Origin of the sequence: Phyllobacterium sp. 1468 (genome assembly GCF_031455525.1) — a bacterium.
Lineage (GTDB): Bacteria > Pseudomonadota > Alphaproteobacteria > Rhizobiales > Rhizobiaceae > Phyllobacterium.
Window position 1 is genome coordinate 170,501 of record NZ_JAVDSX010000002.1, and the last position, 13,161, is coordinate 183,661.

Annotated in this window: 13 protein-coding genes; 1 reads left to right on the plus strand and 12 read right to left on the minus strand. The window is 57.2% G+C overall.

What is annotated here, in order from left to right; translation table 11 throughout:
* Positions 1–174: 174 nt before the first annotated feature.
* The 12 genes from serS to J2X72_RS06355 all read right to left on the minus strand — a co-directional run bounded on the left by serS (position 175) and on the right by J2X72_RS06355 (position 12,631).
* The gene (gene serS / locus J2X72_RS06300; protein ID WP_210001487.1) at positions 175–1,458 is read right to left on the minus strand and encodes a serine--tRNA ligase; all 1,284 of its coding nucleotides are present in this window, start codon (positions 1,456–1,458) and stop codon (positions 175–177) included.
* 66 nt (positions 1,459–1,524) lie between these two features.
* Positions 1,525–2,304, minus strand: a complete 780-nt coding sequence (gene tatC, locus J2X72_RS06305; RefSeq protein WP_405044670.1) for a twin-arginine translocase subunit TatC — start codon at positions 2,302–2,304, stop codon at positions 1,525–1,527.
* Positions 2,305–2,345: 41 nt separating this feature from the next.
* On the minus strand, positions 2,346–2,981 hold the full coding sequence (tatB, locus tag J2X72_RS06310) for a Sec-independent protein translocase protein TatB (protein ID WP_310069782.1): 636 nt from the start codon (positions 2,979–2,981) through the stop codon (positions 2,346–2,348).
* Positions 2,982–3,043: 62 nt separating this feature from the next.
* Entirely contained in the window at positions 3,044–3,271 is a 228-nt protein-coding gene (locus tag J2X72_RS06315; protein ID WP_310069784.1) for a twin-arginine translocase TatA/TatE family subunit, read from the minus strand.
* Positions 3,272–3,442: 171 nt separating this feature from the next.
* Entirely contained in the window at positions 3,443–4,165 is a 723-nt protein-coding gene (gene scpB, locus J2X72_RS06320; protein WP_310069787.1) for an SMC-Scp complex subunit ScpB, read from the minus strand.
* Positions 4,158–4,964: a ScpA family protein gene (locus J2X72_RS06325; RefSeq protein WP_310069790.1), complete on the minus strand. Its 807-nt coding sequence runs from the start codon at positions 4,962–4,964 to the stop codon at positions 4,158–4,160. The genes scpB and J2X72_RS06325 overlap by 8 nt, the downstream gene beginning before the upstream one ends.
* Before the next feature lie 58 nt (positions 4,965–5,022).
* A complete protein-coding gene (gene nagZ / locus J2X72_RS06330; protein ID WP_310069792.1) occupies positions 5,023–6,042 on the minus strand; it encodes a beta-N-acetylhexosaminidase in 1,020 nt (339 codons plus the stop codon).
* A 71-nt stretch (positions 6,043–6,113) separates the two neighbouring features.
* Positions 6,114–6,533: a DUF2442 domain-containing protein gene (locus J2X72_RS06335; RefSeq protein WP_210001475.1), complete on the minus strand. Its 420-nt coding sequence runs from the start codon at positions 6,531–6,533 to the stop codon at positions 6,114–6,116.
* Entirely contained in the window at positions 6,517–6,780 is a 264-nt protein-coding gene (locus J2X72_RS06340; RefSeq protein WP_310069796.1) for a DUF4160 domain-containing protein, read from the minus strand. Before J2X72_RS06340 ends, J2X72_RS06335 begins: the two co-directional genes overlap by 17 nt.
* 146 nt (positions 6,781–6,926) lie before the next feature.
* Positions 6,927–9,491 carry an SPOR domain-containing protein gene (locus J2X72_RS06345; RefSeq protein WP_310069798.1) on the minus strand — a complete coding sequence of 855 codons (2,565 nt, stop codon included), beginning with the start codon at positions 9,489–9,491 and terminating at the stop codon, positions 6,927–6,929.
* Positions 9,492–9,601: 110 nt separating this feature from the next.
* Positions 9,602–11,359: an arginine--tRNA ligase gene (gene argS / locus J2X72_RS06350; RefSeq protein WP_210001450.1), complete on the minus strand. Its 1,758-nt coding sequence runs from the start codon at positions 11,357–11,359 to the stop codon at positions 9,602–9,604.
* A gap of 63 nt (positions 11,360–11,422) precedes the next feature.
* Positions 11,423–12,631 carry a deoxyguanosinetriphosphate triphosphohydrolase gene (locus tag J2X72_RS06355; RefSeq protein WP_310069801.1) on the minus strand — a complete coding sequence of 403 codons (1,209 nt, stop codon included), beginning with the start codon at positions 12,629–12,631 and terminating at the stop codon, positions 11,423–11,425.
* 158 nt (positions 12,632–12,789) lie between these two features.
* Between J2X72_RS06355 and erpA the strand changes: the two genes are divergently transcribed.
* A complete protein-coding gene (gene erpA / locus J2X72_RS06360) occupies positions 12,790–13,125 on the plus strand; it encodes an iron-sulfur cluster insertion protein ErpA (RefSeq protein WP_405044656.1) in 336 nt (111 codons plus the stop codon).
* Positions 13,126–13,161: the final 36 nt, after the last annotated feature.

The window sequence follows — 13,161 nt, forward strand, 5'->3', positions numbered from 1 at the left end:
TTTGCGACGCTGTTGCCGGGAAGATGGACCATATCCTCCGGACGCTGAAACGGCTGCAAGCTGCAGTGTCGAACCGTTCGGCCGGGGGAAAGACCCCGCCCTTCACGCTTCTCCTCGCATCTTCTTGCCGTTTCAGGCGCCATTTCTACCAGATTCATGAGTTTACGACCTAGATTATGCTGCTTTTTCGATCCGTTTCAGGCCACCCATATAGGGCACAAGGGCTTCAGGAATTGTTACGCTGCCGTCCTCATTCTGATAATTTTCGACCACGGCAATCAGCGCGCGCCCGACGGCAGTACCCGAACCATTCAGCGTGTGCACGAAACGCGTCGACTTCTCGCCTTCCGGCCGGTAGCGGGCATTCATGCGGCGTGCCTGGAAATCACCGCATACCGAGCAGCTGGATATCTCGCGATACGCCTTCTGCCCCGGTAACCAGACTTCGAGGTCATAGGTCTTCTGCGCGCCAAAGCCCATGTCGCCGGTGCACAGCGTCATGGTACGGAACGACAGGTCGAGCCGCTTCAAAACTTCCTCGGCACACGACGTCATGCGCTCATGTTCCTCGATGGAATGCTCAGCATCGGTGATCGATACGAGCTCAACCTTCATGAACTGGTGCTGGCGCAGCATGCCGCGCGTGTCCCTTCCGGCCGAACCCGCCTCCGAACGGAAGCACGCCGTCAACGCCGTCATGCGGATCGGCAGATCGCGAATGTCGAGAATTTCCTCGCGCACCAGGTTGGTCAGCGGCACTTCCGCGGTCGGGATGAGATAGCGGCCGTCCGTCGTGCGGAACAGATCTTCAGCGAATTTCGGCAGCTGGCCCGTGCCGTAGAGCACCTCGTCATTGACCAGCAATGGCGGGCTTACTTCCATATAGCCATGTTCGGTCGTGTGCAGATCGAGCATGAACTGTCCAAGCGCGCGCTCGAGCCGCGCCAGCTGACTTTTCAGAACCGTGAAGCGGCTGCCGGAAAGCTTCGCCGCCCGCTCGAAATCCATGTAGCCGAGGCTTTCGCCGATTTCGAAATGCTCTTTTGGCTCGAACGAAAAATTCTTGAGGTCTCCGACACGGCGCGTTTCGACATTGCCGCCCTCGTCCTTGCCAACCGGCACATCGGCAAGCGGTATGTTGGGAAGCACCGATAAAGCATCGCTCAGCGCACGATCGAGCTGACGTTCTTCTTCTTCGGCTGACGTCAGGAACAGCTTGATCTCCGCGACTTCCGCTTTCAGACGATCAGCGGTTGCCTGATCCTTGGCACCCAACGCCTTGCCGATCTCTTTCGAAGCGGCGTTGCGACGTTCCTGTGCCTCCTGCAATTTGGCGATGTGCTGACGGCGCTTTTCGTCGAGCTCGATCAAACGGGACGAAGCTGGCTCGTTGCCCCGTTTGGCCAGAGCTGCGTCAAGCGCTTGCGGATTCTCTCGGATCCATTTGATATCGAGCATGGGAATAAAGCCGTATTGGAATGAGCAAAGAAATTTAGGCGTAAAGGCCCGGCGAAACGATGACCGTCAGGACGAGACTTCGCTGGACTCTGATTTTGCTTTAGCCTCATCTGCCGCACGCTTCTTCTCGACCAGACGCGCCATCCAGATCGAAACCTCGTAGAGAAGGATTGTCGGGAGTGCAAGACCGATCTGGCTAATAGGATCGGGCGGCGTGATAACGGCGGCCACGATAAAGGCAATGATGATGGCGTATTTGCGCTTTGACCTCAGCCCCTCGTAGCCGACGAGGCCGACGCGCGCCAGAAGGGTCGTTACAACCGGAAGCTGGAACACCAGCCCGAACGCGAAAATCAGCGTCATGATAAGGCTGAGATATTCGGAAACCTTCGGCAAAAGCGAGATCTGGACTTCACCGGCGCCACCAGTCTGCTGCATGGCCAGGAAGAACCACATGACCATCGGCGTGAAGAAGAAATAGACCAGTGCGCCGCCCATGAGAAAAAGGATTGGCGAAGCAATCAGGAAAGGCAGAAACGCCATTCTCTCATTGCGGTAGAGGCCGGGCGCTACGAACTTGTAGATTTGCGATGCAATGACCGGGAAAGCGATGACGATACCGCCGAACATGGCGACCTTCACCTGCGTGAAAAAGAATTCCTGTGGGGCCGTATAGATGAGTTGCGCCTTGGCAGGATCGAGCCCCGCCCACAAGATCGCCCATTGATACGGGATGACTAAAAGGTTGAACAACTGCTTGCCGAAATGAAAGCATACAAGGAACGCCAGGAAGAACGCCAGAAGTGCCCAGATCAGGCGCCGGCGCAGCTCGATCAAGTGCTCCATCAATGGGGCCGAGCTTTTATCGATGTCGTCGTCGGCGCTGCTCAACTCTCTGTCCCCGTGTCGACAGGCTTGGCCTTCGGCTTCGCTGTTCTTTTGGCAGGTGTTTTGGTCGGCGCGGCTGTCGCGACCGCAACAGGCGTCGCGCTCTTCTTGGACACAGTCTTCGAAGCCTCTGCAACTTTCCTGGCTGGCGCCGCTGACCCGGCTTTGGTTTCAGCAGCCGCAACCGGCTTCTGTCTTGACCTTGCGGGCTTCTTTATTGCTGTTTCAGCGGCAGGCGTGGCAGGAGCGGCCAAGGGTTCCATCACCTGCGGTTGCAACTGTGTTGCCCCTGGCGCGGCTGGATCAGGGACAGCGACATTATCCTTGGCCGTCACTGTCGCATCCTTCAGCGTGGAACGGATTTCTTCGCCGATCGTACGCACAGGATCGAATACCTTGCGAATGTCGTTACGAGGATCGAGACTCTTGGCATCATTGATGATTTCACGGACGTCATCGAGCTCGGCCTCTTTCAACGCCTCGTCAAATTGCTTGCGGAATTCGCCGGCAGTTGCCCGAAACCTTGCGGTCGCCTTGCCGAAGGCACGCAGCATCTTCGGCAAATCCTTCGGTCCGACCACCACGATCATGACGATCACGATCACCAGGATTTCCGACCAACCAACTTCAAACATTCATCATGCTCCAGCCACGACGCGGCAATACAGCCGCACGCAGGACAAGATTATCCTTGGATTCAAGACTTTGTGGTCTTTTCCTTGACTGAATTCACCGGCTGGCTCGTCTGATTATCAATCGTTTTCGAATTGTCGGCAGTGTCAGCCGTCTCGTCGCTCATGCCGCTCTTGAAATTCTTGATACCCTTGGCAACATCGCCCATGAGTTCCGGGATCTTGCCGCGACCGAAAAGAAGAAGCACGACCGCAAGCACGATAAGCCAGTGCCAGATTGAAAAACTACCCATTTGATCCTCACATTCGCCCAACAGTTTGAGCTGATCTATGTCTTTTCCCCGTGCTTTTCAAACACAAGTCTCTTCTGCTCTTTCACATTCATGTAAACGCAGCGCAAGTCCGAAGTGAACTCTGCGTCACGAATTTTGCTGTTGGCAAGCGATTATAACCGAAAGCTTGTCTCAATCATGGTCGATGCGGGGTGTCAAAAGACCGAGTTCCTCGAGGTCGATATCCGTCAACGGATCTTCATCCTCGGTCAGTTCATCCGGATCATTGACCGGGATAGGAATAGCAAAATTCGTCGGCATACGCGTCGAAAGCAGACCTGCACCGCGCAATTCGTCAATCCCCGGCAGATCGCGCACTTCCTGGAGGCCGAAATGGTCGAGGAATGAAGCAGTAGTCCCGTAGGTAATGGGCCGGCCGGGGGTGCGCCGGCGCCCACGAAACTTGATCCAGCCGGCTTCCATCAGCACATCGAGCGTGCCTTTCGAAGTCTCGACACCGCGAATATCTTCAAGCTCGGCGCGTGTCACCGGCTGATGATAGGCGATGATTGCAAGGACCTCGAGGGCTGCACGCGACAGCTTTTTTTGCTGAACCGCCTCACGGTTCATCAGGAAAGCGAGATCGGCAGCCGTGCGGAATGCCCATGCGCCGCCGGTCTGCCGCAGATTGATGCCGCGCTTTGAATAGATCTCCTGCAGTTCGCCAAGCAGCGCAGCCACGTCGACGCCGGATGGCAAACGCTCACGCAGCGCCTTTTCCGTTACGGGCTCTGCCGATGCAAACAATATGGCCTCGGCCATACGCAGCGCATCGGAAAGCGAAACCGCAGAGTTCCAATTGCCAGCAGGCAAGTCGACCTCGTCATCATCGATGTTTTGAATGCTATCAGCCATTTGCCACATCCTTCAGCGGCTCGGTCTGCCTATCAAGCCTGTTGCGCAGATAGATCGGGTTGAACGCGCCGGTCTGGCGGATTTCCAGATGCCCTTCCCTGACCATTTCGAGGCTGGCGGCAAAAGAACTGGCCATGGCGGTCGCCCGTTCCGCAGGCGAAAAGATAAACTCCATCAGGTAATGGTCAAGCGCCGTCCAGTCCTTCATCTCACCTACAAGCCGCATCAGGATTTCGCGCGCATCCTTCAGCGACCAAACCGTACGCCGCGCGATCTGCACATGCGAAGTGGCCCGCTTTTGCCGCTGCGAGGCGTAGGCGGTCAAAAGCTCGTAGAGCGTCGCCGCATAGGCGTTGGTTTGATCGACGATCACAGCCTCGGGCATGCCGCGGGCAAAGACATCGCGGCCAAGCCGGTTACGGTTGATGAGCTTCGTTGCCGCATCGCGCATCGCTTCCAGCCGCTTCAGCCGGAATTGCAGCGTCGCCGCCAATTCCTCGCCGCTTTCGCCTTCGTCGCCAGGCGCCTTGGGGATCAGAAGCTTGGATTTGAGGTAGGTAAGCCACGCCGCCATGACGAGATAGTCGGCGGCAAGCTCGAGCCGCAACGCCTGCGCCTGCCGGATGAAGATCAAATACTGCTCGACCAGCGCAAGCACGGAAATGCGGGCAAGATCGACGCGTTGATTGCGCGCCAAATGTAGCAACAGATCAAGTGGGCCTTCGAACCCCTTGATATCAATAACAAGCGATGGTTCGCTGGCAGCGCGATCGACTTGGCTTTCCCACAATGAATCCATGGGTGCCGTGCCAGTGCTATTTGTCTTTTGCTCGCTCGCTACCAAAACGTTCTCGTTTCTATGCCACCGCCTCGAAAGTACGCTGGAATTCTTCCCGGAGCTCTTCCTCGTTGGAGGTATCCGGTACTTTTCGATACTCGATTGCGCGCTGCGCCCGCTCGAACGCCTTGCCTTCGAGCTCCGGGGTGCAAGCCGCGACCGCCTTCATCTGATCCATGATGCCGTGGCAATGAAGCACGATATCAAGCCCGGCCGCAAAGATTGCTTTGGTCCGGTCGAAATAATCCCCAGAAAGTGCGTTCATGGAGACATCGTCGCTCATCAGCAGCCCGTCGAAACCTATATAGTCCCGAATGATCTCTTCGACCACCTTGCCAGACGTCGTCGCCGGGTTCTTCGGGTCGACGGCCGAAAAGATCACATGCGCACTCATCGCCATCGGCAGGTCAGCCAACGCCCGGAACGGCGCGAAATCATGTTCGGCAAGCTCCTCAAGCGGCGTCGCGACCGTTGGCAATTCGTGATGCGTGTCGGCAAAGGCGCGGCCGTGCCCCGGTATGTGCTTCATGACTGGCAGCATGCCGCCTGCAAGCAGGCCGTCTGCGGCGGCTCGGCCCATGGCCGTCACGATCTCAGGATGCCTGCCATAGGCCCGCGTTCCGATAACGTCATTGGCCCCTTCCACGGGAACATCGAGCACCGGCAGGCAATCGACATTGATGCCGAGTTTGAGGAGATCAAATGCATGCAGGCGCGACAGGAGCCATGCGGAGCGCAATCCGAGTTCCTCATTTTCCCGGTAAAGCGCACCGAGCTGCGACCCTGAGGGATAATCCGGAACGAGCGGCGGTCGCAGGCGCTGCACGCGCCCGCCTTCCTGGTCGATCAGCACCAGCGCATCGTCGCGGTCCACCAGATCACGCAAATGCGCGCACAGGTCTTCGATCTGTGCCGGCTCGCTGACGTTGCGGGCAAAAAGAATAAAACCCCACGGCCGCTCATCGCGAAAGAATGCGATTTCGTCTGAGGTCAGTTTCAAACCGGTCGTCCCGGCAATCCATGCTTTTGATTCGCTCATAGTGGGAGTCTACTTCAAATCACCGGCTATCGCACAGGCCTCGCTGAACATTTGCGAAAGCTTTAGCAAGATCAGCCGCCAGCCGTTTTTCGCGGACGCCCACCCTTTGCACCATTCGCCCTGGCTGCAGCCGACTTCGCGGGTGAAACGGCCTTGCCCGCCACGCGAGCAAGCTCCCGGGTCATCCAAGCCCGTGTACCGAAGATGCCTGACACAAGAGCAGGCACATATAGATCAACGTCCAGCTTTGGCCAGTGCAAGTTCAGGCCAGCCCCATCGACCCGGATGTCAGCGAGGTCCTCATCACTCGCATTCTGCAGATCCTGCACGAAATGGAATGGAAATGCATAGCTGCATCCATTCATAAGATCTAACACCACGCGTCGGGTTGCACTGTCATACTGAGCCAGCGCCGCCCGAGGTTCCATCATAAGTGCTTCTTGTCCCCTGGCATTTGCCAGATCGAACTGCGCGTCAGTCAAGCCTGCCATGGATACGCTCCCATTCCCGTATGAATTCATCACGGCGCTCGCAAACCTCCGCCATCAGCCGTTTCATGTCGGAGCGCTTGATATCGATACTGTAAACCAATTCGGGTGCACCGCCGAAACCGTCCAGATTGATCTTAGCCTGCCCCGCCCCGGTAATATGGATATGTGCTGGCTCGTGGTCGACGGTGTAGATGACAAAACGAAAACCGTACGCACGATGGATAACGACTATAAAATATAATCCCATCTGTTGGGTTTTACAATCAGCTAAATAAAATTCTACGAGCCTGAAAGGCAAACAATATGCCATCAAGCTATCAGTCGATTGCACACTTGCGCAATCAAAAAAGGCTCCGCCGATGACAGAGCCTTTTCAAAGAGATGCGCGGGTTTTTACTGCGTGACGAAGCAGCTGCCGCCTGCAGTCTTATATTTGGCGCACAGGGCGTTCGCATCGCTCTTGGAGCCAGCCGGAATACGAACACGGAAGAATGTGCCCTTGCCGGCAATCTCCGCCTGCTTGATATCGACACCGCGACCGCCGATCACACCCGCATACTTCTGGGAGAGCGAAGCATAGGTCTTCTGCGCACCCTCGACATTCGGTTGCGAGGCAATCTGGATCAGATAGCTCCCCGCGGCGGGAGCTGCGGAAGCGACCTGCTGGCCCGCTGCATTCTTTGGCGGAACGCGATCGACAATATCGATCGGTTGATCTGCCGGACGCGATTCAACCACCGGAATATTCCTCGGCGTAACGGAAGCAACCGTTTCAGGAGTGATCTTCTTGGTCGCGACGGGCTTCGGAGGCAGCTTGCCGGCCGCCGGAGCCGGTTTCGCCGCTGCCGTTGCAGCTGGTGCTTCCGGTGCCGGTGCAGCAGTCTGCACAGGCGCGGCCGCCGGAGCGTCCTGCATCAATGCGCCAATTTCGTCGTCGCCAGTCGTTGCCGGCGCCGCGGATGCATTTGCATCGAGTGGAGCTGCGGGACGGTCAGCCGGGGCAGCGGCAGGGCCAGCACTCACCGGATCAGCCGGTTCTGGAATGGAGGCGACCATCGTGCCATCCGGTTTGACGACCATAGTCTGCACTTTGCGCGGTGCAATCGCACTGTTGCGTTCCGCCGGAGCAGCGTCGGCAGTATCGTCTGCGGTGGCAGGATCAACACGCGCCTCCACCTTGTCACCCGCGGCCGGACCATCGGCTGGTGGCGCATCGGTGGCGAGCATATCCGTGACGGATGCGCCTCCGTCCTCGTCAGCTGGAAGATCGATAGGATCCTCCCGTGTGGTTACAAGCTGATCCTGCTTCGGCGCTTCCGGGGCGGCCGTCGCGCTCTTGTCGTAAACCGCTTTGTCCTGATTTGGCACTACGGCGGTGCTGGCGGTTTCTGGCTGGACCTTGATCGGCGTCTTGTCTGCCATGATGACGACAGGTTCGCCACTCGAACCGCCAGTCCATTTATAGGCAACGGCCCCGGCGACCGCGAGCAAGACAACAGCCGCTGCCACGCCGGGAACAAACAGGTTGCTGCGGCGACGCGCGGGTGATTCCTTTTGCCCGTAGGGAGTGGCGGCTATATCGACATTGTCCTGGCGAGGATCATAGCCAAAGTCCAGATCCTCCTCTGGACCATAGGCCGGGGTTGCCCGGCGTTGTTGTGAGCTTGCAGCGCCCATGGCGGCAGCGCCGGCCGCCGCTGCATAGCCTGCCGAAGTGTATTTGTTCTGATCTGCCTCGTTCCCGAATACGTCTGCAAAAATATCTGCGTATTCGTCCTTCTCGGGCTCCTGCGGGGCAGGAATCTCCGCCGCGACATGCGCGCTCCGTGAATCGTCCGCTTCGATCGAACCGAATACCTCGGAAAATTCATTATCAAGTTCGTTCAGTCCATTGTGCTGCGGAACGTCGTCCTCATAGTTCACGGCAGGAAGATCGAGCGACTCGGTATAATCAACGCGATTTTCAGTAACCGCCACCGTGTCGACATCCGGTGCTGCAGTAATTGCCGACGCAGCCCGATCGAGCTCGTCGGCATAATCGGTGAGTTCATGAACCTCGGGCAATCGCGGTGCGCTGGCAACAGGCATGGCAACGGGCACTTCGATCTGTTCACGAATTGGCGTCGAGGGTTGTTCCAGGTTTTGATAAAGCGGGAATACCGGTGCTGTTTCCGCAACCGGCTCGCTATCCTCGTCTTGATCCGTCGTTACGTCGAAATCATCGAGTGCCGCCATCAATTCGTCGGTATCGAAATCCTCGATCTCAGCATCCTGAACCTGCTCTTCTTCGGCAGCTTCGTAAGCTACAGGCTCCGGCTGGGGAACCTCATGGACGACTGTTTCCGCCACTTGGGACGGCTGCTGGTATGATGTTGTGCGGCTGATCGATGGGGCAATTTCTGTTCGTCCCGGAACCTGTGTCTGCGATCCATAGCCCCACGAAGCATTTGCCGAACGCTGCACGGCTGGCTGCGCCGATCCTGCAAGCAAGGTTTCGAGCTCATCCTCGAGACTGAGTGATGGCGCTGCGAGCACAGGGCGCTCTTCGTAATGGGAACCGGCAACACCGACACCCTCGCCCGCTTCGCTGTCCACGTAAACCGGGTCCGGCTCGTAATCGGCGTAATCCGGCTCTTCATAGGCGGCTATGGATTCGGGGGCGGCTTCATCAATGTGAGGTGGTTCCGCAGCCAACTCGCGCTCGATGGATTCCTGAAAATCCTGAGCGGCAAGATGATCGTCTTCGGCATCATTGTCAGCGGACTGAGGCGCGGCTGGTTCATCAAAGCCTCCCATCAGTTCGCGTTCGAGGTCCATAGCAAAATCATCGTTGGATCTGTTATACGACCCTTCCTCTTCGACCGTTCCCATGATACGGGAAAGTTCCATAAGAGGGTCGTTATGACCTGATCGCGAATCATCCTGCCGGTGAGAACGCTGAATATTGTTGTCCGCCATGGCGTTAATCCTGTACTCTCAACTGTGGGACGTCCGAAAACGTCACGCATTGGCCTTACCAGCGCAATGTGGGCAAAAGTTGACAGGATTGCTACGCTTTTCAGCGTATATTAACGCATTTCAGTCGGGGCGTCCGCACCTATTATTGACAATCCGGACGTCAAGACCTTCGAAACAACCTGCACCAGCCCTAGCCTGGCTTGGGACAAGTCTGGATCGTTAACCTTAATAAAACGTAAGTCCGGGTTTTCGGTTCCCTTATTCCACTGCGTATGAAGCGAACTTGCAAGGTCGTAGAGGTAGAAAGCGAGCCTGTGCGGCTCCTGATGCAAAGCCGCTGTTTCGATCAGCCGCGGGTATTCCGCAAGCTTGCGGATGAGCGCGATTTCGCTCTCATCCGTCAGCAAACCGAAGTGTTGTGCACTCGCCGCCAACTGGATTTCGCCGATCCCCAGCTGTTCGATCGCCTGCCGGAAAACCGAATGGCATCTGGCCGAAGCATACTGAACGTAGAAGACGGGATTGTCCTTGGAATGTTCGGTGACTTTGGCGAAGTCGAAATCCAGCGGGGCGTCGTTCTTCCGGTACAGCATCATGAACCGCACAGGATCCCGGCCCACTTCTTCGACCACATCACGCAAGGTGACGAACTCGCCTGACCGTTTCGACATCCGAATCGGTTCGCCGTTGCGATAGAGCTTGACGAGCTGGCAGATCAATACCGTCAGCTTTGCCGTTCCGCCGGAAACGGCGCGCGCCAGGGATTCCAGCCGCTTGATATAGCCGCCGTGATCGGCGCCGAGCACATAGATCATCTCATCGAAGTGCCGGTCGTACTTGTCCTTGAAATAGGCAACGTCAGCCGCGAAATAGGTGAACTGGCCGTCCGATTTGACCAGCGGCCGGTCAATGTCATCGCCAACATCGGTCGACCGGAACAGCGTTTGCTCCCGATCTTCCCAATCTTCCGGCAATTGGCCCTTGGGCGGCGGCAGTTTGCCCTTGTAAACATGCCCCTTCAGCGTCAGGTCGTTGATGGCAGACCGGATCAGCTTGGCATTGTTCGCATGCAGCGTGCGCTCGGAGAAGAACACGTCGTGATGGACGTTGAGGGAGGCGAGGTCATCGCGGATCATCGCCATCATCGCATCGATCGTCCGGTCCTTGACGATGGCCATCGCCTCATCTTCCGGCATCTCCAGAAGCTTGGTACCGTAGTCGGCGGCCAGCGCCTGCCCCACGGGCACGAGATAGTCGCCAGGATAGAGCCCCGCAGGAATATCGCCGATCGGCTCCCCGAGCGCCTCGCGGTACCGCAACATCACAGAACTTGCCAGCACATCGATCTGCGCGCCTGCATCATTGATGTAATATTCCTTGGCAACGTTGTAACCGGCAAACTTGAGCAGGTTGGCAAGCGCATCGCCGACCACCGCACCCCGGCAATGACCGACATGCATGGGACCGGTCGGATTGGCCGACACATATTCGACATTGACCCGGTGGCCGTAACCGAGCTTTGACCGGCCATAATCGAGCCCGGCGCCCAACATTACGGCAAGTTGCCGGTGCCAATAGCTGTCCTTGAGCCGCAGGTTGATGAAACCCGGACCCGCCACATCGACGGAGCCGACATCGGGATCATTCTTCAGCGCATCTCCGATTCTGACAGCAAGTTCCCGCGGGTTTTGGCCGACAGCCTTGGAGAGCACCATCGCCGCATTTGTTGCAATATCGCCATGGCTGGGATCGCGCGGCGGCTCGACACCGACCCGCGACAGATCCACGGCAGCACCATCTGTAGTTTTTAAATCAAGCGCTTGCAGGGCGTTCTTAATCCGCGCGTCGAAATCGGCGAAGATGTTCATGACGTCATACTCATTCGGGGTTTATAAAATTGAGCGGTCGTTCTACCGCAATTGGCCCTGCCCTTAAGCCAATTCGGGCGTATGGTCAAACAACCGTCGGTGTTCCCGCACAGCATATGTATCGGTCATCCCTGCCAAAAAATCCGCTACCAGCCTTGCGCGCGCGGCCAGATCGCCCTGTTTCTCGCTCTCGCGCCAGCCCTCCGGCATACATTGGGCGTCTGCAAGATAGGCATCAAACAACTCTCTCACAATTCTGTCAGCGGATTTGCGCACGCGCACCACGCTGTCGTGGAAATAGAGGTTCTTGTAGAGAAACGCCTTGAGCGTCTTTTCCTGCTCGCGCAGGGGCGCCGAAAATCCAACGATCATTCGCCCGGCAGCGTGAATGTCGTCGACCGTTTGCGGCCTAACCGTTTCGAGATTGGCCTGCGCCGCGCTTATCACGTCTTCGACCATGATCGTGATTTGCCTTCGAACGATCTCGTGCGACGTGCGCACGTCATCAAGGGTTGGATATTTCTGCCGCACGGCGCGCAGAATATCGCCAATTATCGGTACGGCTTCGAGCGCGTCGAGCGTAAGCAGGCCCGAGCGCAACCCATCATCTATGTCATGGGCGTTATAAGCGATATCATCCGCAATTGCCGCACATTGGGCCTCTAGCGAAGCAAAGCGAGCAAGTTCGAGGTCATGCTGCGCGTTGTATGCAATGATTGCAGTCGGCACCGGGTGCTTTAGCCCCGCGCCGTGAGCATCCGTCAGCGGACCATTGTGTTTGACCAGCCCTTCCAGCGTTTCCCAGGTCAGGTTCAGCCCGTCAAACTCGGCATAACGCTTTTCGAGATTTGTCACGATGCGCAATGATTGCGCGTTATGGTCGAAGCCGCCGAAGTCATGCATTTTCTCGTTGAGCGCATCCTCGCCTGTATGGCCAAACGGCGTATGTCCAAAATCATGGACCAGGGCGATTGCTTCGGCGAGATCCTCGTCGAGCCGCATAGACCGCGCGAGCGCCCGCGCGATCTGCGCCACTTCAATTGTATGCGTCAGCCGCGTGCGATAATGATCGCCCTCGTGGGCGATGAAGACCTGCGTCTTGTGCTTCAGCCGCCGGAAGGCCGTTGAATGAATGATGCGATCGCGATCACGTTGGAACACGGTGCGTGTCGGGCTTTCGCTTTCAGGCACCAGCCGTCCACGGCTTTTCTCGGGATCACAGGCGTATGGCGCCCTCTCCCTGTAACCGAAACCGATACCCTGCATGGACATGATTGAAATATGTGCCTTCCCATCTTCCGACTGCTGACAACGTTGACTTCACAGTCGCCAATTCTTAGCTATGGTGTATGATGAACGGCAAGGCGTGACATTACAATGTCAATGCTTTGTTGAGCGTGGCGGAGCAATCCGCGAAGGAACCATAAAGAATGACCGAAGTGCTAAGTGTTTCTGTCTCCGACGCCGCTGCAAAGCGCATCTCGGCGATTCTGCAGTCCGATCCGGAAAAGACCGCCTTGCGCATTTCCGTCGAGGGCGGCGGCTGCTCGGGCTTTTCCTATAAGTACGATCTGGTCGACGCGCAGGATGCCGATGATATCGTCATCGAAAAACTGGGTGCCAAGGTGTTGATCGATCAGATATCCCTGCCCTATATCGGCGGTTCGGAGATTGACTTCGTGGACGATCTGATGGGTCAGTCGTTCCAGATTCGCAATCCAAACGCGACCTCTTCCTGTGGGTGCGGGACAAGCTTCTCCGTCTGACATCACCTTGCCGCCGTTGCAACCAGAGCGCAAACC

Excerpts from the sequence above, each read along its gene's own strand:
- serS (WP_210001487.1), bottom strand. The coding sequence starts at position 1,458 with ATGCTCGATATCAAATGGATCCGAGAGAATCCGCAAGCGCTTGACGCA.
- tatC (WP_405044670.1), bottom strand. The coding sequence starts at position 2,304 with ATGGAGCACTTGATCGAGCTGCGCCGGCGCCTGATCTGGGCACTTCTG.
- tatB (WP_310069782.1), bottom strand. The coding sequence starts at position 2,981 with ATGTTTGAAGTTGGTTGGTCGGAAATCCTGGTGATCGTGATCGTCATG.
- J2X72_RS06315 (WP_310069784.1), bottom strand. The coding sequence starts at position 3,271 with ATGGGTAGTTTTTCAATCTGGCACTGGCTTATCGTGCTTGCGGTCGTG.
- scpB (WP_310069787.1), bottom strand. The coding sequence starts at position 4,165 with ATGGCTGATAGCATTCAAAACATCGATGATGACGAGGTCGACTTGCCT.
- J2X72_RS06325 (WP_310069790.1), bottom strand. The coding sequence starts at position 4,964 with ATGGATTCATTGTGGGAAAGCCAAGTCGATCGCGCTGCCAGCGAACCA.
- nagZ (WP_310069792.1), bottom strand. The coding sequence starts at position 6,042 with ATGAGCGAATCAAAAGCATGGATTGCCGGGACGACCGGTTTGAAACTG.
- J2X72_RS06335 (WP_210001475.1), bottom strand. The coding sequence starts at position 6,533 with ATGGCAGGCTTGACTGACGCGCAGTTCGATCTGGCAAATGCCAGGGGA.
- J2X72_RS06340 (WP_310069796.1), bottom strand. The coding sequence starts at position 6,780 with ATGGGATTATATTTTATAGTCGTTATCCATCGTGCGTACGGTTTTCGT.
- J2X72_RS06345 (WP_310069798.1), bottom strand. The coding sequence starts at position 9,491 with ATGGCGGACAACAATATTCAGCGTTCTCACCGGCAGGATGATTCGCGA.
- argS (WP_210001450.1), bottom strand. The coding sequence starts at position 11,359 with ATGAACATCTTCGCCGATTTCGACGCGCGGATTAAGAACGCCCTGCAA.
- J2X72_RS06355 (WP_310069801.1), bottom strand. The coding sequence starts at position 12,631 with ATGTCCATGCAGGGTATCGGTTTCGGTTACAGGGAGAGGGCGCCATAC.
- erpA (WP_405044656.1), top strand. The coding sequence starts at position 12,790 with ATGACCGAAGTGCTAAGTGTTTCTGTCTCCGACGCCGCTGCAAAGCGC.